This window comes from Teichococcus aerophilus, from assembly GCF_014490485.1.
Lineage (GTDB): Bacteria > Pseudomonadota > Alphaproteobacteria > Acetobacterales > Acetobacteraceae > Pseudoroseomonas > Pseudoroseomonas aerophila.
On the sequence record NZ_JACTVA010000068.1, the window covers coordinates 1 to 20,137 of the forward strand.

18 protein-coding genes and 1 tRNA gene are annotated in these 20,137 nt (G+C 67.0%); 5 read left to right on the forward strand and 14 right to left on the reverse strand.

Going from position 1 to position 20,137, the window contains the following annotated elements:
• Positions 1–101 precede the first annotated feature (101 nt).
• From rpsG to IBL26_RS22995, 9 genes are all read right to left on the reverse strand, one after another.
• On the reverse strand, positions 102–578 hold the full coding sequence (rpsG, locus tag IBL26_RS22955) for a 30S ribosomal protein S7 (protein ID WP_187786843.1): 477 nt from the start codon (positions 576–578) through the stop codon (positions 102–104).
• Between the two features lie 12 nt (positions 579–590).
• Positions 591–962 carry a 30S ribosomal protein S12 gene (rpsL, locus tag IBL26_RS22960; protein WP_007438460.1) on the reverse strand — a complete coding sequence of 124 codons (372 nt, stop codon included), beginning with the start codon at positions 960–962 and terminating at the stop codon, positions 591–593.
• 330 nt (positions 963–1,292) lie between these two features.
• On the reverse strand, positions 1,293–5,582 hold the full coding sequence (gene rpoC, locus IBL26_RS22965; protein ID WP_187786844.1) for a DNA-directed RNA polymerase subunit beta': 4,290 nt from the start codon (positions 5,580–5,582) through the stop codon (positions 1,293–1,295).
• Between the two features lie 97 nt (positions 5,583–5,679).
• Complete coding sequence (rpoB, locus tag IBL26_RS22970) at positions 5,680–9,867, reverse strand: DNA-directed RNA polymerase subunit beta (RefSeq protein ID WP_187786845.1); 4,188 nt, start codon at positions 9,865–9,867, stop codon at positions 5,680–5,682.
• A gap of 213 nt (positions 9,868–10,080) precedes the next feature.
• On the reverse strand, positions 10,081–10,461 hold the full coding sequence (gene rplL / locus IBL26_RS22975) for a 50S ribosomal protein L7/L12 (RefSeq protein ID WP_187786846.1): 381 nt from the start codon (positions 10,459–10,461) through the stop codon (positions 10,081–10,083).
• 87 nt (positions 10,462–10,548) lie between these two features.
• On the reverse strand, positions 10,549–11,067 hold the full coding sequence (gene rplJ, locus IBL26_RS22980) for a 50S ribosomal protein L10 (RefSeq protein ID WP_187786847.1): 519 nt from the start codon (positions 11,065–11,067) through the stop codon (positions 10,549–10,551).
• 328 nt (positions 11,068–11,395) lie between these two features.
• Positions 11,396–12,094, reverse strand: coding sequence for a 50S ribosomal protein L1 (rplA, locus tag IBL26_RS22985; protein ID WP_187786848.1), 699 nt, complete (start codon positions 12,092–12,094; stop codon positions 11,396–11,398).
• A 2-nt stretch (positions 12,095–12,096) separates the two neighbouring features.
• Positions 12,097–12,531, reverse strand: coding sequence for a 50S ribosomal protein L11 (gene rplK, locus IBL26_RS22990; protein ID WP_187786849.1), 435 nt, complete (start codon positions 12,529–12,531; stop codon positions 12,097–12,099).
• Positions 12,532–12,815: 284 nt separating this feature from the next.
• On the reverse strand, positions 12,816–13,340 hold the full coding sequence (locus tag IBL26_RS22995; protein WP_187786850.1) for a DUF4142 domain-containing protein: 525 nt from the start codon (positions 13,338–13,340) through the stop codon (positions 12,816–12,818).
• A 187-nt stretch (positions 13,341–13,527) separates the two neighbouring features.
• On the opposite strand from IBL26_RS22995, the gene IBL26_RS23000 reads away from it, so the two are divergent.
• From IBL26_RS23000 to IBL26_RS23020, 5 genes are all read left to right on the forward strand, one after another.
• Positions 13,528–14,013 (forward strand): MarR family winged helix-turn-helix transcriptional regulator, encoded by a 486-nt coding sequence (locus tag IBL26_RS23000; RefSeq protein WP_187786851.1) that lies wholly within the window; start codon positions 13,528–13,530, stop codon positions 14,011–14,013.
• The gene (locus IBL26_RS23005; RefSeq protein WP_187786852.1) at positions 14,013–16,040 is read left to right on the forward strand and encodes an FUSC family protein; all 2,028 of its coding nucleotides are present in this window, start codon (positions 14,013–14,015) and stop codon (positions 16,038–16,040) included. The genes IBL26_RS23000 and IBL26_RS23005 overlap by 1 nt, the downstream gene beginning before the upstream one ends.
• A complete protein-coding gene (locus tag IBL26_RS23010; RefSeq protein ID WP_187786853.1) occupies positions 16,037–16,246 on the forward strand; it encodes a DUF1656 domain-containing protein in 210 nt (69 codons plus the stop codon). Before IBL26_RS23005 ends, IBL26_RS23010 begins: the two co-directional genes overlap by 4 nt.
• Positions 16,243–17,136 (forward strand): efflux RND transporter periplasmic adaptor subunit, encoded by an 894-nt coding sequence (locus IBL26_RS23015; protein ID WP_187786854.1) that lies wholly within the window; start codon positions 16,243–16,245, stop codon positions 17,134–17,136. The genes IBL26_RS23010 and IBL26_RS23015 overlap by 4 nt, the downstream gene beginning before the upstream one ends.
• A 273-nt stretch (positions 17,137–17,409) precedes the next feature.
• Positions 17,410–18,123 (forward strand): class I SAM-dependent methyltransferase, encoded by a 714-nt coding sequence (locus tag IBL26_RS23020; protein ID WP_187786855.1) that lies wholly within the window; start codon positions 17,410–17,412, stop codon positions 18,121–18,123.
• A 432-nt stretch (positions 18,124–18,555) separates the two neighbouring features.
• Here IBL26_RS23020 and IBL26_RS23025 read toward each other — a convergent pair whose 3' ends face one another.
• From IBL26_RS23025 to IBL26_RS23045, 5 genes are all read right to left on the reverse strand, one after another.
• On the reverse strand, positions 18,556–18,993 hold the full coding sequence (locus IBL26_RS23025; RefSeq protein ID WP_187786856.1) for a DUF2062 domain-containing protein: 438 nt from the start codon (positions 18,991–18,993) through the stop codon (positions 18,556–18,558).
• 7 nt (positions 18,994–19,000) lie between these two features.
• Positions 19,001–19,537: a transcription termination/antitermination protein NusG gene (gene nusG / locus IBL26_RS23030; protein ID WP_187786857.1), complete on the reverse strand. Its 537-nt coding sequence runs from the start codon at positions 19,535–19,537 to the stop codon at positions 19,001–19,003.
• Positions 19,538–19,553: 16 nt separating this feature from the next.
• Positions 19,554–19,733 carry a preprotein translocase subunit SecE gene (gene secE / locus IBL26_RS23035; RefSeq protein WP_456316419.1) on the reverse strand — a complete coding sequence of 60 codons (180 nt, stop codon included), beginning with the start codon at positions 19,731–19,733 and terminating at the stop codon, positions 19,554–19,556.
• Positions 19,734–19,858: 125 nt separating this feature from the next.
• A tRNA-Trp gene (locus IBL26_RS23040) sits at positions 19,859–19,935 on the reverse strand.
• A gap of 130 nt (positions 19,936–20,065) precedes the next feature.
• Positions 20,066–20,137, reverse strand: a 72-nt coding sequence (locus IBL26_RS23045) for an EF-Tu C-terminal domain-related protein (RefSeq protein ID WP_206684248.1), incomplete at its 5' end; no start/stop codon positions are given.

The window sequence follows — 20,137 nt, forward strand, 5'->3', positions numbered from 1 at the left end:
GTCTTGCCATGATCCACGTGCCCGATCGTGCCAATGTTGCAGTGCGGCTTGTTCCGCTCAAACTTAGCTTTCGCCATTGTCTTAAATCCCGATCGGGTCTGTTACCAGCGGTAGTGGCTGAAGGCCTTGTTGGCTTCGGCCATCCGGTGCGTGTCTTCGCGCTTCTTCACGGCGGTGCCGCGGTTGTTCGCGGCATCCATCAGCTCGGAGGAGAGCCGCTCTTCCATCGTGTGCTCACCGCGCTTGCGGGAGCTCTCGATGAGCCAGCGGATCGCCAGAGCCTGGCGCCGTTCCGGCCGAACCTCGACGGGCACCTGGTAGGTGGCACCGCCGACGCGGCGGGACCGCACCTCGACCGCAGGCTTCACGTTGTCCATCGCTTCATGGAACAGGCGCAGGGGGTCGCTGTTCGGACCGCCGCGGCGCTTCAGGGTGTCCATGGCGGCGTAGACGATACGCTCGGCCGTGCTCTTCTTACCATCGTACATCAGCACGTTCATGAAACGGCTGAGAACGATATCACCGAACTTGGGGTCCGGCAGGACTTCACGCTTCTCGGCGCTATGGCGACGCGACATCGCTTCTCTTCCTTACTTCGGCCGCTTCGCGCCGTACAGCGAGCGCCGCTTGCGCCGCTTGGCAATGCCCTGCGTATCCAGAACGCCGCGCAGGATGTGGTAGCGCACGCCGGGAAGATCCTTCACGCGACCGCCACGGATCAGCACCACGGAGTGCTCCTGGAGGTTGTGACCTTCACCGGGAATGTAGCTCACCACTTCGTGGCCATTGACCAGGCGCACCTTCGCGACCTTACGAAGCGCCGAGTTCGGCTTCTTCGGGGTGGTCGTGTAGACGCGGGTGCAAACGCCACGCTTCTGCGGGCAGTTCTGCAAGGCCGGAACCTTGTTCCGGACCGGCTTGGGCTCACGCCCGCTGGCGATGAGCTGATTGATCGTCGGCATAACGCCCCTTGTGCTTCCAGCGACGCCCAGACCCCATACAAACGAGTACGCCCGAACAGGCGACGCATTGCTGCGCCTCTCTTCGAGCTTTCCCGCCCCCGGCCTTGGCGCCCTTAGGGGGCGCGGCACCGGTTGCACAGAACCTGTCGTCCAGAACTCCGCAGGCTCATCCAGTGCTTGGATGAACCCCGTCGAGGGCGCGGAACCTACGCGCCGACCCCCAATGAGTCAAGCGCGCCGCACCCCCCTCGCAAAGAATCCGGGGCCAGAATGACCCCGGATTCCCCTTAGCTTCTATGCACCGGGCGCGGGGCGCCCGGTACGGGCCGCCTACTCGGCGGCCTGTGTGCCAGGCTTCGGCAGGGCGGCACCACCAGCGGCGGGGGCGTTCCCCTGGGCCGGCAGGCGCTGCCCGTCGCGCTGGGCAGCCAGCGCACGCAGGCGGTTCATCACGGAGCCCGTGCCCGCGGGGATCAGACGACCCACGATCACGTTCTCCTTCAGCCCGGCCAGATAGTCGATCTTGCCGGCCACCGCCGCTTCCGTCAGCACCCGCGTCGTCTCCTGGAAGGAGGCGGCCGAGATGAAGCTGGTGGTCTGCAGCGATGCCTTGGTGATGCCCTGCAGCACCGGCTCGGCCCGCGCCGGGCGCTCCTTGTTCGCGATGAGCTTTTCGTTCTCGATCTCGAACTCGATGCGCTCGACCGTCTCGCCGGTCAGGTAGGTGGTGTCGCCCGGCTCCAGGATCTCCACCTTCTGCAGCATCTGACGAACAATGACCTCGATGTGCTTGTCATTGATCTTCACGCCCTGCAGTCGGTAGACGTCCTGGATCTCGTTCACCAGGTAGTTCGCCAGCGCCTCGACGCCCAGCACGCGCAGGATGTCGTGCGGAACGCGTGGACCGTCGACCAGCGGGTCACCCGCCTTGACGTAGTCGCCTTCCTGCACGGACACGTGCTTGCCCTTCGGCACCAGGTATTCGCGGGGCACGGGGGCCTCGTCGCCCACCTGCTCCGGCACCACCAGGATGCGGCGCTTGGCCTTGTAGTCCTTGCCGAACTCCACGCGCCCATCGATCTCGCTGATGATCGCGTGATCCTTCGGGCGGCGGGCCTCGAACAGCTCGGCCACGCGGGGCAGACCGCCGGTGATGTCGCGGGTCTTGGAGGACTCGCGCGGCAGGCGGGCCACGACGTCACCAGCCGCGACCTGCGCGCCATTCTCGACCGAGAGGATCGAGTCGGGGGACAGGAAGTAGCGGGCCTCGGCACCGTTGGAGAGCTTGGCGACGTTGCCCTTCTCGTCCTTCAGGATGATGCGGGGACGCAGATCGACGCCGCGTGCCGCCTGCTTGTAGTCCACCACCACCTTGGAGGAGAGGCCGGTCACCTCGTCCTGCCGCTCCACCAGCGTCACACCCTCGATCAGGTCGGCGTATTCGATCGCGCCGCCCTTCTCCGTGATGATCGGCAGGGTGAACGGGTCCCATTCGGCCAGCTTCTGGCCACGGGTGACGGCCATGCCGTCCTCCAGCACCAGCAGGCGGGCACCGTAGGGCACGCGGTAGCGGGCGCGCTCACGGCCATTGGCGTCGGTCAGCACGATCTCGCAGTTACGCGACATCACGATGGGCACGCCCTGGCTGTTGGCGACCACGTTGCGGTTCACCACCACGACGCTGCCTTCGCTGGTCGCCTCGACCGCCGATTGCTCGGCACCACGGGTCGCGGCACCGCCGATGTGGAAGGTACGCATGGTCAGCTGCGTGCCCGGCTCACCGATGGACTGCGCGGCGATGACGCCGACAGCCTCGCCGATGTTCACGGTCGTGCCGCGGGCCAGATCGCGCCCGTAGCACATGCCGCAGACGCCGGAGCGCGCGTCACAGGTCAGGACGGAGCGGATGTAGACTTCCTCCACCCCCGCCTGCTCGACCATCTCGGCATTCGGCTCGTCGACCAGCGTGCCGCGCGGCAGGATCACCTCGCCCGTCTCCGGGTCGATGATGTCGCGCTGCACGGTCCGGCCGAGGATACGCTCGGACAGCGAGGACACCGTCTCACCGCCATCCATCACGGCGCGCACGGTGATGCCGCGCTCGGTGCCGCAATCGGGCTCGACGATGATGCAGTCCTGCGCCACGTCGACCAGGCGGCGCGTCAGGTAGCCGGAGTTCGCGGTCTTCAGCGCCGTGTCCGCCAGGCCCTTACGGGCGCCGTGGGTGGAGTTGAAGTACTCGAGGACGGACAGGCCTTCCTTGAAGTTCGCGATGATCGGCTGCTCGATGATCTCGCCCGAGGGCTTGGCCATCAGGCCGCGCATGCCGGCCAGCTGGCGCATCTGCGCCGGCGAGCCACGCGCACCGGAATGCGACATCATCCAGACCGAGTTGGTGACGCGGCCGACCTCCTGGCGGGAGATCTCCTTCATCATCGCGCCGGCGACCTCGTCCGTGCAGCGGGACCAGGCGTCAACCACCTTGTTGTAGCGCTCGCCGGCCGTGATCAGGCCGTCGAGGTACTGCTGCTCGAACTCCTTCACCTCGGCCTTGGTGGCCGCGATCAGGCCTTCCTTCTCGGCCGGGATCATCATGTCGTCCTTGCCGAACGAAATGCCGGCCTTGGCCGCCTGCTTGAAGCCGAGCGACATCAGGCGGTCGGCGAAGATCACCGATTCCTTCTGGCCGCAATGGCGGTACACGGCGTCCATGACGTCCGAGATGGACTTCTTGGTCAGCTGGCGGTTCACCAGGCTGTAGGGCGTGCGCCAGTCGCGCGGCAGCAGGGCGCCCATCATCATGCGGCCGGCGGTGGTCAGCACGGTCTCATGACGCTTGGGGTTGTCCTCGCTCGGCGCGGCCACACGCGCCATGACGGCGGTGTGCAGCGTGATCGAGCCGGCGGCCAGCGCCTGCTCCACCTCGCCCAGGTCGCCGAACACGTGCGGGCGGTGCTCCAGCGCCTTCCGCTCGGCGGCGGACAGCGCGTCCACGGCCTTGCCGTTGGTGCCACCGATCGCCTTGCGGAACTGCTCATGCTCCTTCTCGGCGACGCGGAATTCCGGCGTCTCGAGCGAGAGGTAGTACAGGCCGAGGACGATATCCTGCGACGGCACGATGATCGGCTTGCCGTTGGCGGGGCTGAGGATGTTGTTGGTCGACATCATCAGCACGCGCGCTTCCAGCTGAGCCTCGAGGCTCAGGGGCACGTGCACGGCCATCTGGTCGCCGTCGAAGTCAGCGTTGAAGGCGGTGCAGACCAGCGGGTGCAGCTGGATCGCCTTGCCCTCGACCAGCACCGGCTCGAACGCCTGGATGCCCAGGCGGTGCAGCGTCGGCGCGCGGTTCAGGAAGACGGGGTGCTCGCGGATGACCTCTTCCAGGATGTCCCAGACCTCGGGACGCTCCTTCTCCACCATCCGCTTGGCGGCCTTGATGGTGGTGGCGTGGCCATACTTCTCGAGCTTCGAGTAGATGAAGGGCTTGAACAGCTCCAGCGCCATCTTCTTCGGAAGACCGCACTGGTGCAGCTTCATCTCCGGCCCGACGACGATGACCGAACGGCCCGAATAGTCGACGCGCTTGCCGAGCAGGTTCTGACGGAAGCGGCCCTGCTTGCCCTTCAGCATGTCGGACAGCGACTTCAGCGGGCGCTTGTTGGCACCCGTGATGGCGCGGCCACGGCGGCCGTTATCGAACAGCGCGTCCACCGATTCCTGCAGCATGCGCTTCTCGTTGCGCACAATGATGTCCGGCGCCCGCAGCTCGATCAGCCGCTTGAGGCGGTTGTTGCGGTTGATGACGCGGCGGTACAGGTCGTTCAGGTCGGACGTGGCGAAGCGGCCACCATCCAGCGGCACCAGCGGGCGCAGCTCGGGCGGGATGACCGGCACGACGTCGAGGATCATCCACTCAGGACGGGCGCCGCCCTCCTTGAATGCCTCGATCATCTTCAGGCGCTTGACGTACTTCTTACGCTTGGCTTCCGACGCGGTCTCCTTGAGGTCCACGCGCAGCTGCGTGCTCTCACGGTCCAGGTCGATGCCGGCCAGCATCTGCTTGACGGCCTCGGCGCCGATGCCGACGGAGAAGGCGTCCTCGCCGAACTCGTCCTGCTTGGAGACGTACTGCTCCTCGGTCAGCAGCTGGTGCAGCTTCAGGTCGGTCAGACCCGGCTCCAGCACCACATACGACTCGAAGTACAGAACCTTCTCCAGCTCCTTCAGCGACATATCGACCATCAGGCCGACGCGCGAAGGCAGCGACTTCATGAACCAGATATGCGCGACCGGGCTGGCGAGCTCGATATGGCCCATGCGCTCACGGCGCACCTTGGCCAGCGTCACCTCGACGCCGCACTTCTCGCAGATGATGCCGCGGAACTTCATCCGCTTGTACTTGCCGCACAGGCACTCATAGTCCTTGATCGGACCAAAGATGCGCGCACAGAACAGGCCATCACGCTCCGGCTTGAACGTCCGGTAGTTGATGGTCTCGGGCTTCTTGATTTCCCCATAGGACCAGGAGCGGATCTGCTCCGGGCTGGCGATCGTGATCTTGATTTGATCAAACGTCATCGCCTGGCCGGTCTGGCCAAGGATCTTCATCAGTTCGTTCATGCGCCCGTCCTCTCAAGGTGAGGCCGCCGCGCCGGGATGTCCCCGGCGCGGCTGAGCAAAAGGTTGATTCCGCGTGGCTTAATCAGGGAGAGACTGATCAAGACGGGCGGTTCTCCAGATCGACATTCAGGCCCAGCGACTTCAATTCCTTGACCAGGACGTTGAAGGACTCGGGGATGCCGGCCTCGAAGTTGTCCTGATCGCGGACGATCGCCTCGTAGACCTTGGTGCGGCCGGACACGTCGTCCGACTTCACCGTCAGCATCTCCTGCAGGGTGTAGGCGGCGCCGTAGGCTTCCAGGGCCCACACCTCCATCTCACCGAAGCGCTGGCCACCGAACTGCGCCTTACCACCCAGCGGCTGCTGCGTGACGAGGGAGTACGGACCGATCGAACGCGCGTGGATCTTGTCGTCGACCAGGTGGTGCAGCTTCAGCATGTAGATGTAGCCGACCGTGACCTTGCGCTCGAACGGCTCGCCGGAGCGGCCGTCGATCAACGTGGTCTGGCCCGAGGTGTCGAGGCCAGCCTTCGTCAGCATGGTCTCGATGTCGGAGATCCGCGCGCCGTCAAACACCGGCGTAGCGATGGGAACGCCGCGCTTGAGGTTCTCGCCGAGTTCCATCAGCTGGTCCTCGGTCATGTCCTCGATGTCGCGGTCGAAGATCACGTCGCCATACACGTCGCGCAGCTTGGCCACGTACTCGTCCCGGGCCGCGCCGGCGCGCTGGTAGTCGTCCACCAGCTCACCGACCTGCTTGCCGAGCACGGCACAGGCCCAGCCCAGGTGCGTCTCCAGGATCTGACCGATGTTCATGCGCGAGGGCACGCCCAGCGGATTCAGCACGATGTCCACCGAAGTGCCGTCCGGCAGGAACGGCATGTCCTCGACGGGCACGACGCGGGAGACGACACCCTTGTTGCCGTGGCGGCCGGCCATCTTATCGCCCGGCTGCAGCTTGCGCTTCACCGCGACGAAGACCTTGACCATCTTCATGACGCCCGGCGGCAGCTCGTCGCCGCGCTGCAGCTTCTCGACCTTGCTGTCGAACCGCTTCTGCAGCTTCTCGACGGCCGCGTCGAACTCGCGCTTCAGCGCCTCGATCTCGGCCATCACGGCGTCGTCCTGCACGCCGATCTGCCGCCACGTGGCGCGGGAGAACTGCTCCAGCACCTCGTCGGTGATCGGGGTGCCGGACTTCACACCCTTGAAGCCGCCGCTCGCCTTCTGGTTCAGCAGCTTCTCACGCAGACGCGAGGTGAAGCTGCGCTCCTGGATGGCGCGCTCGTCGTCACGGTCCTTGGCCAGGCGCTCCACCTCGGCGCGGTCGATCGCCATGGCGCGCTCGTCCTTGTCCACGCCACGGCGGGAGAAGACGCGAACGTCGACAATGGTACCGGTCGTGCCGGGCGGCAGGCGCAGCGAGGTGTCGCGGACGTCGGAAGCCTTCTCGCCGAAGATGGCGCGCAGCAGCTTCTCTTCCGGCGTCATCGGGCTCTCGCCCTTCGGCGTCACCTTGCCGATCAGGATGTCGCCCGGGTTCACCTCGGCGCCGACATAGACGATGCCGGCCTCGTCGAGGTTCCGCAGGGCTTCTTCACCCACATTCGGAATGTCGCGGGTGATCTCTTCCTGGCCGAGCTTGGTGTCGCGGGCCATGACTTCGAATTCCTCGATATGGATCGAGGTGAAGACGTCATCCTTGGCGATACGCTCGCTGATCAGGATGGAATCTTCGAAGTTGTAGCCATTCCAGGGCATGAAGGCGACGAGCACGTTACGGCCCAGCGCCAGCTCACCGAGCTGGGTGGAGGGGCCGTCGGCGATGATGTCACCACCCGCAACCTGGTCGCCCACCTTCACCAGGGGGCGCTGGTTGATGCAGGTGCTCTGGTTGGAACGCTGGAACTTGCGCAGGCGGTAGATGTCGACGCCACGGGTCGTGCCGTCCTCCTCGTTCGTCGCTCGCACCACGATGCGCGCGCCGTCGATGGAGTCGATCACGCCGCCACGGCGGGCCACGATGGTCGCGCCGGAGTCGCGCGCAACGGCGGCCTCCATGCCCGTGCCCACCAGCGGCGCATCGGACTGCACCAGCGGCACCGCCTGACGCATCATGTTGGAGCCCATCAGCGCGCGGTTGGCGTCATCGTTCTCCAGGAACGGGATGAGCGCCGCGGCGACGGAGACCAGCTGCTTGGGCGAGACGTCGATGGCCGTCACCTCTTCCGGCTTCACCAGCCGGAAGTCGCCGCCCTGGCGGACGGAGACGAGGTCGGACAGGAACTCGCCGCTCTCGGCGTTCACCTCGGCATCGGCCTGGGCGACCACCAGCTTCTCCTCTTCCATGGCGGAGAGGTAGCGGGGCGCACCGGTGATCTTGCCGTCCTTCACCAGGCGGTACGGCGTCTCGATGAAGCCGTACTTGTTCACCTTGGCGAAGGTGGCGAGGCTGTTGATCAGGCCGATATTCGGGCCTTCCGGCGTCTCAATCGGGCAGATACGGCCGTAGTGGGTCGGGTGCACGTCGCGCACCTCGAAGCCGGCACGCTCACGCGTCAGACCGCCCGGGCCAAGCGCCGAGAGGCGGCGCTTATGCGTCACCTCAGACAGCGGGTTGGTCTGGTCCATGAACTGCGAGAGCTGCGACGAGCCGAAGAACTCGCGCACGGCAGCCGCCGCGGGCTTCGCGTTGATCAGGTCATGCGGCATGACGGTGTCGATATCGACCGACCCCATGCGCTCCTTGATCGCACGCTCCATCCGCAGCAGGCCGACGCGGTACTGGTTCTCCATCAGCTCGCCCACCGAACGCACCCGGCGGTTGCCGAGATTGTCGATGTCGTCGATCTGGCCCTTGCCGTCCTTCAGCTCCAGCAGCGTCTTGACGGTCGCCAGCACGTCCTGCTTGCGCAGGGTGCGCAGGTGGTCGGGCACGTCGTCCAGGCTGAAGCCCAGGCGCATGTTCATCTTCACGCGGCCGACGGTGGAGAGGTCGTAGCGCTCCTCGTCGAAGAACAGGCCACGGAACAGTGCCTCGGCGGTCTCCGGCGTCGGCGGCTCACCCGGCCGCATGACGCGGTAGATGTCCATCAGCGCTTCGTCACGCGAGTTGTTCTTGTCCACCACCAGGGTGTTACGCATCCACGGGCCGGTGGACTGGTCGATCGCCAGGGTCGGCAGCTCGTCCAGGCCGGCCTGCTCGATGGCGGCCAGCTTCGGTTCGGTCAGCTCCTCGCCCGCCTCGGCCCAGATCTCGCCCGAGTTCAGGTCGACCAGGTCCTCGGCCACGAAGCGGCCCAGCAGGTCCACGCGCGCGGCCAGCACCTCGGTGGTGCCGCCTTCGGCGATCTTGCGGGCGGCGCGCGCCGTCAGCTTGGTGTCCTTCTCGGCGACCACTTCGCCGGAGACGGCATCGACCAGGTTCTCGGCCAGCTTCAGGCCCTTGAAGGAGTCGGGCTCGAAGGTCCGGCTCCAGCCCTTGGGGCCGAGCTTAAAGATCACCTGGTTGTAGAAGGTGTTGAGGATCTCTTCCCCATCCATGCCACGCACCTCGCCCGGCTCCAGCGCCTGGCCGGGGGCCAGGTTGGCGCGCTTGGCTTCGGTCGCGGCGGATTCCAGGGCGTAGAGCAGCGTCGTGGCGGGCAGCTTGCGCTTCCGGTCCACGCGCACGTAGCAGATGTCCTTGGCGTCGAACTCGAAGTCCAGCCAGGAGCCGCGATAGGGGATGACGCGCGCGGCGAACAGGTACTTGCCGCTGCTGTGCGTCTTGCCCTTGTCGTGGTCGAAGAACACGCCAGGGGAGCGGTGCATCTGCGAGACGATGACGCGCTCGGTGCCGTTGATGATGAAGGTGCCGTTATCCGTCATCAGGGGCATGTCGCCCATGTAGACGTCCTGCTCCTTGATGTCGCGGACGGACCGGGACCCGGTGTCCTCATCAACATCCCAGACGATCAGGCGCAGGCGGACCTTCAGCGGGGCGGCAAAGGTCAGCCCGCGCTGGATGCACTCTTCCACGTCATACTTGGGCTCTTCGAGTTCGTACTGGACGAACTCCAGGCGGCCACGCCCGGCGAAGTCGTCGATCGGGAAGACCGACTTGAACACTTCCTGCAACCCGGTGTTCGTCCGCGAATCCGGATGCACACCCATCTGCAGGAACGCTTCGTAGGAGGCGCGCTGCACATCGATCAGGTTCGGCATCGGCGCCACCTCGGGCAGACGCCCAAAGGACTTACGGATGCGCTTGCGCCCGGTGAACGACTTGGTGATTGCGTTCATGCCCGTCTTGCTTCCCTTCACGCCGACCCATCTACCCGGCTAAAATTCCCCAGCCAGCGGGGGTATCCCCGGGGTTCACCCCGGACGCGTCGTACGGAGAGGAATCCGCCGAACGCAGGCGCGGGCAGGCACCCATAGGGTCCCCGCCCGAACCGACTCGCACTCTTTTCACTCTCCCAGGGCTCAACACCCCGGGAGGAGCCGAAAAAGAGCTTACTTGACCTCGACGGTCGCCCCGTTCTCTTCGAGGACCTTCTTGATCTTCGCCGCTTCGTCCTTGGTAGCGCCTTCCTTCACGGTCTTCGGCGCGCCCTCGACCAGATCCTTGGCTTCCTTCAGGCCCAGGCCGGTGATGGTGCGGATTTCCTTGATGACGTTGATCTTCTTGTCACCAGCGGAAGCCAGAATGACGGTGAATTCCGTCTGCTCTTCGGCGGGGGCCGCAGCGGCGCCACCACCGGCCGGGGCAGCAGCCACGGCAACAGGAGCGGCGGCGGAAACGCCCCACTTCTCTTCGAGCATCTTGGAGAGCTCAGCGGCTTCCAGAACGGTCAGGGCGGACAGATCGTCCACGATCTTAGCGAGATCGGCCATGTCTTGTATCCTTCGATGTAATCGCTTGGCTTGTCGAATGCAATCCCCGGCCAAAATGCTGGGCCGGGAGTCTTCCGCGAGAGGCTATTAGGCCGCCTCGTCCTTCTTGGCATACGCCGCCAGGACGCGCGCGATCTGGCCACCAGGAGCCTGCAGGATGCCGGCGATACGAGTCGCAGGCGTCTGAATCAGGCCCAGCAGCTGGGCGCGCAGCGTCTCGAGCGAGGGCAGTTCCGCCAGAGCCTTGATGCCATTGACATCGAGGACCTGGGTTCCCAGCGACCCGCCGAGGATGACGAACTTGTCGTTCGCCTTGGCGAATTCCACGGCAGTCTTCGCCACGGCCACCGGATCCTTCGACCACGCGAGCGCGGTCGGACCCTTCAGCAGAGGCGAGATGCCCTGGAACGACGTACCTTCGAGGGCAAGGTTGGCCAGCCGGTTCTTCGCGACCTTATACGTCGCACCCGCCGCCCGCATCTTGCGCCGCAGATCGCTCACGCCCGCGACCGTCATGCCCTTGTTCTGGGCGACGAGCACGAAGGAGGTCTCTCCGAACACATCCGCGAGGGAGGCAACGAACGCGCGCTTTTCCGTACGGTCCATACTTCCCAACTACTTACGGTAGCCGGCACCTTGTGGAGGGGCACCGGCCGGTTCACACGGGGGTCTTGTCCGGCCTGGGCCGCACGCCACCCCTGGTTCACCTGTCATTGAGTTCACGGAAGACACCAAGCCAATCTCACCGGTGCCCCACCCGAGGGCGAATCCACCGGCCACGATCTCTCGGGCATCCCGTCTCACGCGTGCGGGGCGGACCCCATTAAGACCTCGCGGTCACATGCGCTCTCGGACAGGTCGTCAGGAAGGACCCGAGGGCCCTTCCCTGCCCACGCCGCCGGCAAGCCGGCGGCGGGAATTCAGTCTCTCAGCCTCAGCCGGCGGAGAGAGAGGTCACATCGACCTTGTAGCCAGGGCCCATGGAAGAGGACACGTTGACCTTCTTCACATAGGTACCCTTGGCGCCGGTCGGCTTCGCGCGCTGGATGGCGTCGACGAAGGCCTTCGCGTTCTCCAACAGAGCCTCGGAGGAGAAGGAAGCCTTGCCGATGCCGGCATGCACGATGCCGGCCTTCTCGGCGCGGAACTCCACCTGGCCGGCCTTGGCCGCGGCAACCGCGCCCTTGACGTCCATGGTGACGGAACCGAGCTTCGGGTTCGGCATCAGGCCGCGCGGGCCCAGGATCTTACCCAGGCGGCCGACGAGGCCCATCATGTCCGGCGTCGCGATGCAGCGGTCGAACTCGATCTTGCCTTCCTGCACCAGGGCGGCCAGGTCGTCCGCGCCCACCACGTCGGCGCCGGCGGCCAGGGCCTCCTCCGCCTTCGGGCCGCGGGCGAACACGCCCACGCGCACGGTCTTGCCGGTGCCGTTCGGCAGGCCGACCACGCCGCGGACCATCTGGTCGGCATGGCGCGGGTCGATGCCGAGGTTCATCGAGATCTCGATGGTCTCATCGAACTTCGCCTTGGCATTCGCCTTGGCGGTGTCGATGGCCGCGCCCAGCGCGTACAGCTTGTCGGTGTCGAGACCCGCGTAGAGAGCCTTGAGACGCTTGCCCTGCTTGGCCATGATCAGCCCTCCACCACGGACAGGCCCATGGAACGGGCAGAACCCGCCAGCATGGTCACGGCCGCCTCAACGTCGTTGGCGTTCATGTCCTTCATCTTCGTCGCCGCGATCTCGCGCAGCTGCGACTTCGTGACGCGACCGACGTTACCGCCCTTGCCCGGAGTCTGGCTGCCCTTGTCGAGCTTGGCCGCCTTCAGCAGGAAGTAGGTGTTCGGGGGCGTCTTCGTGACGAAGGAGAAGGTGCGGTCCGAGAACGCGGTGATGACGACCGGCGTCGGGGTGCCGGGCTCCATCTGTTGCGTCGCCGCGTTGAATTCCTTCACGAACTGCATGATGTTCAGGCCGCGCTGACCCAGCGCGGGGCCAACCGGCGGCGAGGGGTTCGCCTTGCCGGCCGGGATCTGCAGCTTGATGTAGCCGACGATCTTCTTCGCCATGTTCCGTCCTCTGCTCTCAGAGGTGCGCGGTCCGGCGGCTCAGGCTGAGCCTCCCGCGTCCCTGAATAAAACGCCGTCGCCAACCGGTCGCGCGGAGACACGCAGCCCAGTTGGCAACGGCGGAGGCGGGCGTATAACCCTCTCGGGAATGAGAGTCCAGCGATTCACGCATCGCGGCCTGTGCATGGCTCACCCGTGGCGGCGTCCGGCCATTCCGGCGGCCCGTGCGTGACCGCCCCGCCCCCAATCAAGGATTACGTTAAAAGCGGGACCGTAGGCGGGCTTTAGGCCGGCAGGCGCTGCTGCAGCCCCTGCAGCATGGCGATGTGCTGCTGGATGGCAGCGACCGCAATGGTCGAGATCACCTTCTCATCCTTGCCGCCGGCCGCCAGCAGCCCCTCATGCGCCTGCAGCAGTTCCTGGTGCCCCTGCAACTGCACCTGCATGTACAGGCTGTCGAAGGCCGCGCCCTGCAGGCCCTGCAATTGCTGCAGCATCTGCATCTTCTCCGGCGGCAGCGTCACCGTGGTCACCGGCAGCCGGGCCAGTTGCATGGCCTGGACGATGGAGCGCTGCTCGGCCGCCTCGAAATGGGCAAAGGCCTTGACGATGTCGTGCTGCGCCCGGCCGGTCGCCAAGTCGCTGGTCTGGGTGGAGAACTGATTGCCGGCCAACGCCAGCTGGCGGGACTGCATCAGGCCGCTCGCGGCCCGGGTCGAGGTGCTGGTCGTCTGCGCGCTGGCCGGGCGCAGGAGCGCCGGCATGAAGGCGGCGGCGCCGAGGGCGCTCATGGCGGTGCGACGGTGCATGGGATCCTCCCGGTTGTGAAAAATCGTGTTGGACCCTGGGTAAACCCGCAATAACGCCCCTCGTTCCGATAGGGGCCGCCACAAATCCGGACTGTGCGGCATTCTTTCCGGTGATAACCGGCATCGGTGCCGTGGATGGCCAAATGCTTTGCATCCTAATGATCAGCTTTCTATGTGATCCCCCGTCATGCTCCCTCCTGCCTCCACGCCCCTGTCGGACCTGTCCCGCCGCTTCGGTGGCCACTTCATCCTGATCACCCGCGCCTGGCGGCGGGAGGCGGATCTGCGGCTGGCCGCGCTGGGGCTCTCCCACGCCACGGCGATGCCGCTGATGCTGCTGCATGCCCATCCGGTCCAGGGTTGCCGCCAGCATGAGCTGGCGCAGTCCCTCGGCATCGAGCAATCCTCGTTGGTCCGGCTATTGGACCAGCTGGCGGCTTCCGGCCTGCTGGAACGCCGGGGCGATCCGGTGGACCGCCGCGCCAAGATGCTGATTCTGACCCCCGAAGGTGCCTGCAAGGCGGAGCAGGCGGACGCGCTGCTGGATACGCTGCGGCAGGAGTTGCTGGGCGGCGCCGACCCGGCGGACATGGACGCCGCCATGCGGGTGCTGGAGCAGATGTGGCGCGTCCTCGGGGCCCAGCGCCACCCGGCGAACGGGGAGCCCGGCTGATGCCGCGCCTGCCCCGCCTGGATGAATGGGCCTTCTCCCTCCGCAGCTTCGCCGCGGCGATGCTGGCGCTGTTCATCGCCTTCTCGCTGGACCTGCCGCGCCCGTACTGGGCGATGGGCACGGTCTACATCGTCTCCCAGACCTTCTCCGGCGCCATGCAGGCCAAGGCGCTGTGGCGGCTGGTCGGCACCATCGGCGGCGGTGCCTTCGCCATCCTCGCCCTGCCCAACCTGGTGGACGCGCCGCTGCTGCTCTCCCTGGTGATGTCGGGCTGGATCGGCCTCTGCCTCGCCGCGTCGCTGTTCGACCCGACCCAGCGCAGCTACGCCTTCATGCTCTCCGGCTACACCGCGGCGATGATCGCCTTCCCGATCGTGGACAGTCCCGGCACGGTGTTCGACACCGCCATCTACCGCATGATCGAGATCGGCCTCGGCATCCTCTGCGCCTATCTCATGCACGGCGTGCTGTTCCCCAGCCACGGCACGCCGCGCCTGCTGGCCGGCACCCGCAAGTGGCTGGCGGATCTCGCCCGCTATGGCTCGGACAGCCTGACCGCACCGCACGACCCCGCCCGCTTCTCCGCCGAGCGCCGCCGCATCGCGCGGGACAGCGCCGGCCTCGCCGCCCTGTTCCAGCAGGCCCGCTACGAGGCGCGCGGCCGCAACGCCCAATTGCTGTGGCTGCCCCGCCTGCATGAGAGCGCCCGCGCCCTGCCCACGCTGATGACCGCCATCGGCGAGCGCATCCGCGTGCTCGAGGCGCTGGACCCGGCGGCCTCTGCAGCGATGCGGCCCCTGGTGGAGGATCTGGCCGCATGGCTTTCTCAGAGCATCGACCTGCCCGCCGGCCCCGCCCGCACCCTGACCGCCCAGCGCCTGCAAGGCCGGGTGGAGGAGCTGGAACGCCAGGCCGCCCCCGCCGACCCTTGGGCCGCGCTGGTGCGCGAGGGCCTGTTGAGCCGGATGTCCGAGCTGATCAGCCAGTGGCGCGAATGCCGCCAGCTGACCGAGCGCCTGTTGAACGAACAGCCGCAGGACGCCGCCCCGCCGCAAACCACCCGCGCCCCCGGGCATGTGGACCCGCTGCTGGTCGGGCTCTCCGGCCTCGCCGCCGCGCTGGCCTGCCTGGTCGGCTGCATCCTCTGGATCGGCTCCGGCTGGGCGCATGGCTCCAGCGTGCCGATGATGGGCGCGGTCGCGCTGTGCATCTTCGCGCAGATGGATGACCCGGCGCCGGCGCTGAAGAAGTTCATCCTCGGCTCCGCCCTGGCCGTGCTGATCGCCGGCCTCTACCAATTCGCTATCCTGCCGGGGATCGACGGCTTCCCGCTGCTGGTGCTGGCGCTGGCCCCTGTCTACCTGGTGGCGGGCGCGCTGATCGCGCAGCCCGCCGTGATGGCGCAGGCCCTGGCCGTCGCGGTCACGGTGCCGACCCTGATGGGGTTGCAGGAGACCTACAGCGCCGATTTCGCCGGCTATGTCGATGGCGGCCTGGCCACCGTGCTGGGGCTGATGCTGGCACTGGCCATCACCCGCTTCGCCCGCTCCTTCGGCGTCGCCTGGCGCGTCCGCCGGCTGGTGGCGGCGGACCGGCGGGACCTGGCCCGCATGGCCGAAGGCCGCGCGCCGGCCGATCTGCGCCTGATCATGGGCGTCATGCTGGACCGGTTCGAGGCCCTGGCCGCCCGCCTGACCGCCGCCGATGCCCAGACGGTGCGGCTGACCGAGCTGGCCGACCTGCGTGCCGCGCTGAACGTGCTGCGCCTGCGCGAGCGCATGGCCGAACTGCCGCCCGAGGCCCGTACCGCCATCGAGGCCGCCCTGGCCGCCGTCGCCGCCGAGGCGCGCGGCCGCCTGCCACGCGATTCGCTGCTGGAACGGATGGACGCCGCCCTGCGCGCCTGCGCCGCCGTCGGCACTCGTGGCGCACGCCGCGCGGCGGTGTCGCTCTCCGGCATGCGGCTCGCTTTGTTCCCCGAGGCAGCCCCACCGGGCATTGCCACTCCCCGGAGTGCCGCCGAATGATCGCGGAAATCGACGTCTACGGCATCTTCCTGCCGGCCCTGCTGGTGTGGGCGGTGGCCGCCCTGCCGCTGACCGCCCTGCTGCGCCGCCTGCTGGTGACCACCGGCGCCTACCGCCACGTCTGGCACGCGCCTTTGTTCGACTTCGCCCTGTTCGTCATCACCCTGGGCGGCGTCGTCGTCCTTTCGGAGTTCGTCCTGTCATGAAGCCGCTTCTCGCCCGCTCGGCACGCATCCTCGTCACGCTGGCGCTGGTCTGCATCGCCGTCGCCATCGGGGTGCAGCTCTGGCGCTACTACATGCAGTCGCCCTGGACGCGGGATGGCCGCGTGCGGGCCGACATCATCGGCATCGCGCCGGACGTGCCCGGCTTCGTCTCCGAAGTGCTGATCCAGGACAATGCCACGGTCCATAAGGGTCAGCCGCTGTTCCGGCTGGACCGCGCCCGCTTCACACTGGCGCTGGAGCAGGCGGAGGCGGTGGTGGCCAGCCGCGCCGCGACGCTGGAACGCGCCCGCCGCGACGAACGCCGCTACGACCGGCTGCAGGACGGCGTCGTCTCCGTCCAGCGGCAGGACCAGGCGCATTCGGATGCCGCCGCCGCCGAAGGCTCCTGGCAGGAGGCGATCGCCCAGCGGGACATCGCGAAGCTGAACCTGGAGCGCAGCGAGATCCTGGCCCCGGCCGATGGCACCATCACCAATCTGACGCTGCGGCCCGGCGCCTATGTCTCCGCCGGCACGGCGGTGATGGCGCTGGTCGATGCCGCCAGCCTGCACGTGCAGGGCTATTTCGAGGAAACCAAGCTGCACCGCATCCGCCCCGGCGACCCGGCGCAGGTGACGCTGATGGGCTTGCCCGGCACACCACTCTCCGGCCGGGTGGAGAGCATCGCCGGTGGCATTGCCGACCGGGAGCTGACCACGGGCCTGGTGGCCAACGTGACCCCCACCTTCTCCTGGGTGCGGCTGGCCCAGCGCGTGCCGGTGCGTATCCGCCTCGATGCCCTGCCGGAAGGTGTGCGCCTGATCCCTGGCCAGACGGCGACGGTGGTGGTGATGCCGGGCGGCGTGGCGCCTTCCCTGCTGCGCCCGTAGGAAGGGATCCGGTCTCATGCGTTTACGGAGCGTAGTGCAGGCCTCTGGTTGATCGCCTGCGCCACCCAAAGCGATCACGCTCAAGAGCAGGGCCATCGGCGACCGTGCTCCGACTTCCGCCGGGTCATGCGATCCGCAACTCCGGTAGGGCCAGACCACGACGATCACGCGCCCATGCCTGGGGTCTGCCTGCCCCCATGTCCAGGGCGGCTTGATCCGGCACCGGCGCCCAGGCCATTCCCCCTCCCCACACCAAGGCAGGGAGGCCGGATAATGCAGAATGGCTGGGACGAATCCGCCGCCGCCTGGATCGCCGACATGGGCGAGGATGGCGATTTCGGCCGGAAATACGTACTGGATGCGCCGATGATGCAGCGCATCCAGGGCCAGGGCTTCGTCGACGCGCTGGATGTCGGCTGCGGCGAGGGGCGGTTCTGCCGCATGCTGCGCGCCGCTGGCCTGGCGCCCATTGGCATCGACCCCACCGCGCCCCTGTTGGACGAAGCCCGCCGGCGCGACCCCGCCGGCCACTACCGCCTGGGCCGGGCCGAGGCGCTGGACTTCCCCGCCGCCCGCTTCGACCTGGTCGTCAGCTACCTCACCCTGATCGACATCGCCGATATCGACAGCGCCATCGCCGAGATGGCCCGGGTGCTGCGCCCCGGCGGCAGCCTGCTGATCGCCAACCTGACCAGCTTCAACACCGCCTCCCCACCCGGTGGCTGGCAGCGGGATGCCCGCGGCGTCGAGCGCTTCAGCATCGACCACTACATGCAGGACCGCGCCGAATGGGTGGCCTGGCGCGGCATCCGCATCCAGAACTGGCACCGGCCGCTGAGCCGCTACATGTCCCTGCTGCTGGCCAACGGCCTGCAACTGCGCCACTTCGAAGAACCGCTCCCCCATGGCGGCCCGCCCGACAAGGCCGAACGCTACCGCCGCGTGCCGTATTTCCTGGTGATGGAGTGGCGGAAGCCGGGAGGATGAAGGGGAAGGCCGGGGAAGGAATTCCCCAGGCCCCTTCTTTTCTTTTTCGAGTTTTTGCCCTGGCGGCTGGGGGGGAGTCTCGCCGAGGGCCGGGATTTTCGACTGAGGGCACAGCCCATGCCGGTGCATCAGAACCATCGAAAGATCTGTCTCGTTTGAGGACGGGCTGAGTGCGCCGGAGGTCCTTGAGCCAATCGACATTCAGGGTGATGTCGTCAGGGTCAGGTCAGGGGAGGAAATGCTCCTGAAACCCCTTTTTTCCGTCAGTCGGCATGAGGCTCCAGGGCCGGCAGCGATGGAAAGGCCGCAGGCCAACCGGGCTGGACCATTAGCCTCCGACGTCCTCCGGTCTCGGCCCAGACACCGCCACAGCCACGCTCGAACGCCTCGGAGAAGAAGAAGGGGTCCGGAGCATTCCTTCCCCGGCCTCCTCTACCCTTTCCGCAGCCCCATCCCCCGCCAGGCCAGGAACCAGGCCAAAGGTCCGGCCAGCAGGGCCAGCAGCAGCCCGCCGACCAGCGTTTCCTCGGCGGCAGGCAAGGCGGAAAGCAGCCAGGCGGGGCTGGAGTTGGGCAGGAAATCCAGCCCAGGCGGCAGGATCAGCCGCCCGATGGCGTATTCCAGCGGCAGCAGCACGGCGTGGGTCAGGGGATTGCCGATGGCCAGGCAGGTCGCGGCGGCGACCGGCAGGCTGGCACGCAGGGCGAGGGCGAGGCCGGCGGCGATGATCAGGTGTAGCCCGAAGGCCGGCAGCATGGCGGCGAAGGCGCCGGCGGCGATGCCGCGCGCGACCTTGCCGCGCCCGCCGGGAGAGGCCAACAGGCCTTCCCAGCCTTCCCGCGCCCGTCGGAACAGGTCGCGGGGCCGCATCGGAAGGTCAGACCTTCTCGACCTGTGCGTATTCCAGTTCGACGGGGGTGGCGCGGCCGAAGATGGAGACGCTGACCTTCACGCGGCCCTTCTCCTCGTCCACTTCTTCCACGGTACCGTTGAAGCTGGCGAAGGGGCCATCGGCCACGCGCACCTGCTCGCCCACTTCGTAGACGACGGCGGGGCGCTTGGGCTTGTCGACGCCTTCCTGCACCTGCTTGACGATCCGCAGGGCCTCGGCCTCGGTAATCGGGCTGGGGCGGTTGCGGGCGCCGAGGAAGCCGGTGACCTTGGGCGTGTCCTTCACCAGGTGCCACGCATCGTCGGTCATGGTCATCTTCACCAGCACGTAGCCGGGGAAGAACTTCCGCTCGGAATTGACCTTCTGGCCGCGGCGGACCTCGGTGACTTCCTCGGAAGGCACCAGGATGTCACCGATCTGGTCGGCCAGCCCGTTCTGGGCCGCCTGCTCACGGATCTGCTGGGCAATCTTCTTTTCGAAGCCCGAATAGACGTGAACGACGTACCACTTCATGTCGGCCATGGAACCCGCTCCGCCCTTAAACGCCGAAGCCGAACAGCAGGCTCATCACCAGTTGGATCAGCTTGTCGGTCAGCAGGAAGAAAACAGCGGCCAGGGCGGACAGTGCCAGAACCAGGCCGGTGGTGATCAAGGTTTCTTTGCGCGACGGCCAAGTGACACGGGCCACTTCCTGCCGCACATCGCGAACGAACAGCATAGGATTGAACTTAGCCAATGACCGGCGACCCTGCTTGGTTCGAGAGTGAAACCTGACCGTTCAGACAAGCTTCGCGGGCGGGAGCTTCGACAGCCACCGCCCGGCGAGAAGCTTTTTCGCGGCGCTGGCAGGGGCGGAGGGTCTCGAACTCTCAACCTCCGGTTTTGGAGACCGGCGCTCTAGCCAATTGAGCTACGCCCCTGCGGTCAGCGTTGCCGCGAGGCAGGCTCTATAGGTCAGGTCGCCAGGGCTGTCGAGGTAGAAAACCATCAAAAACAAAACGGGCCGCCCCAAAGGGCGGCCCGTTCCATCACCGGCAAGGGTGAAGTCCGTTACGCGCTGATGCTGGCGACGACGCCGGCGCCAACGGTACGGCCACCTTCGCGGATGGCGAAGCGCAGGCC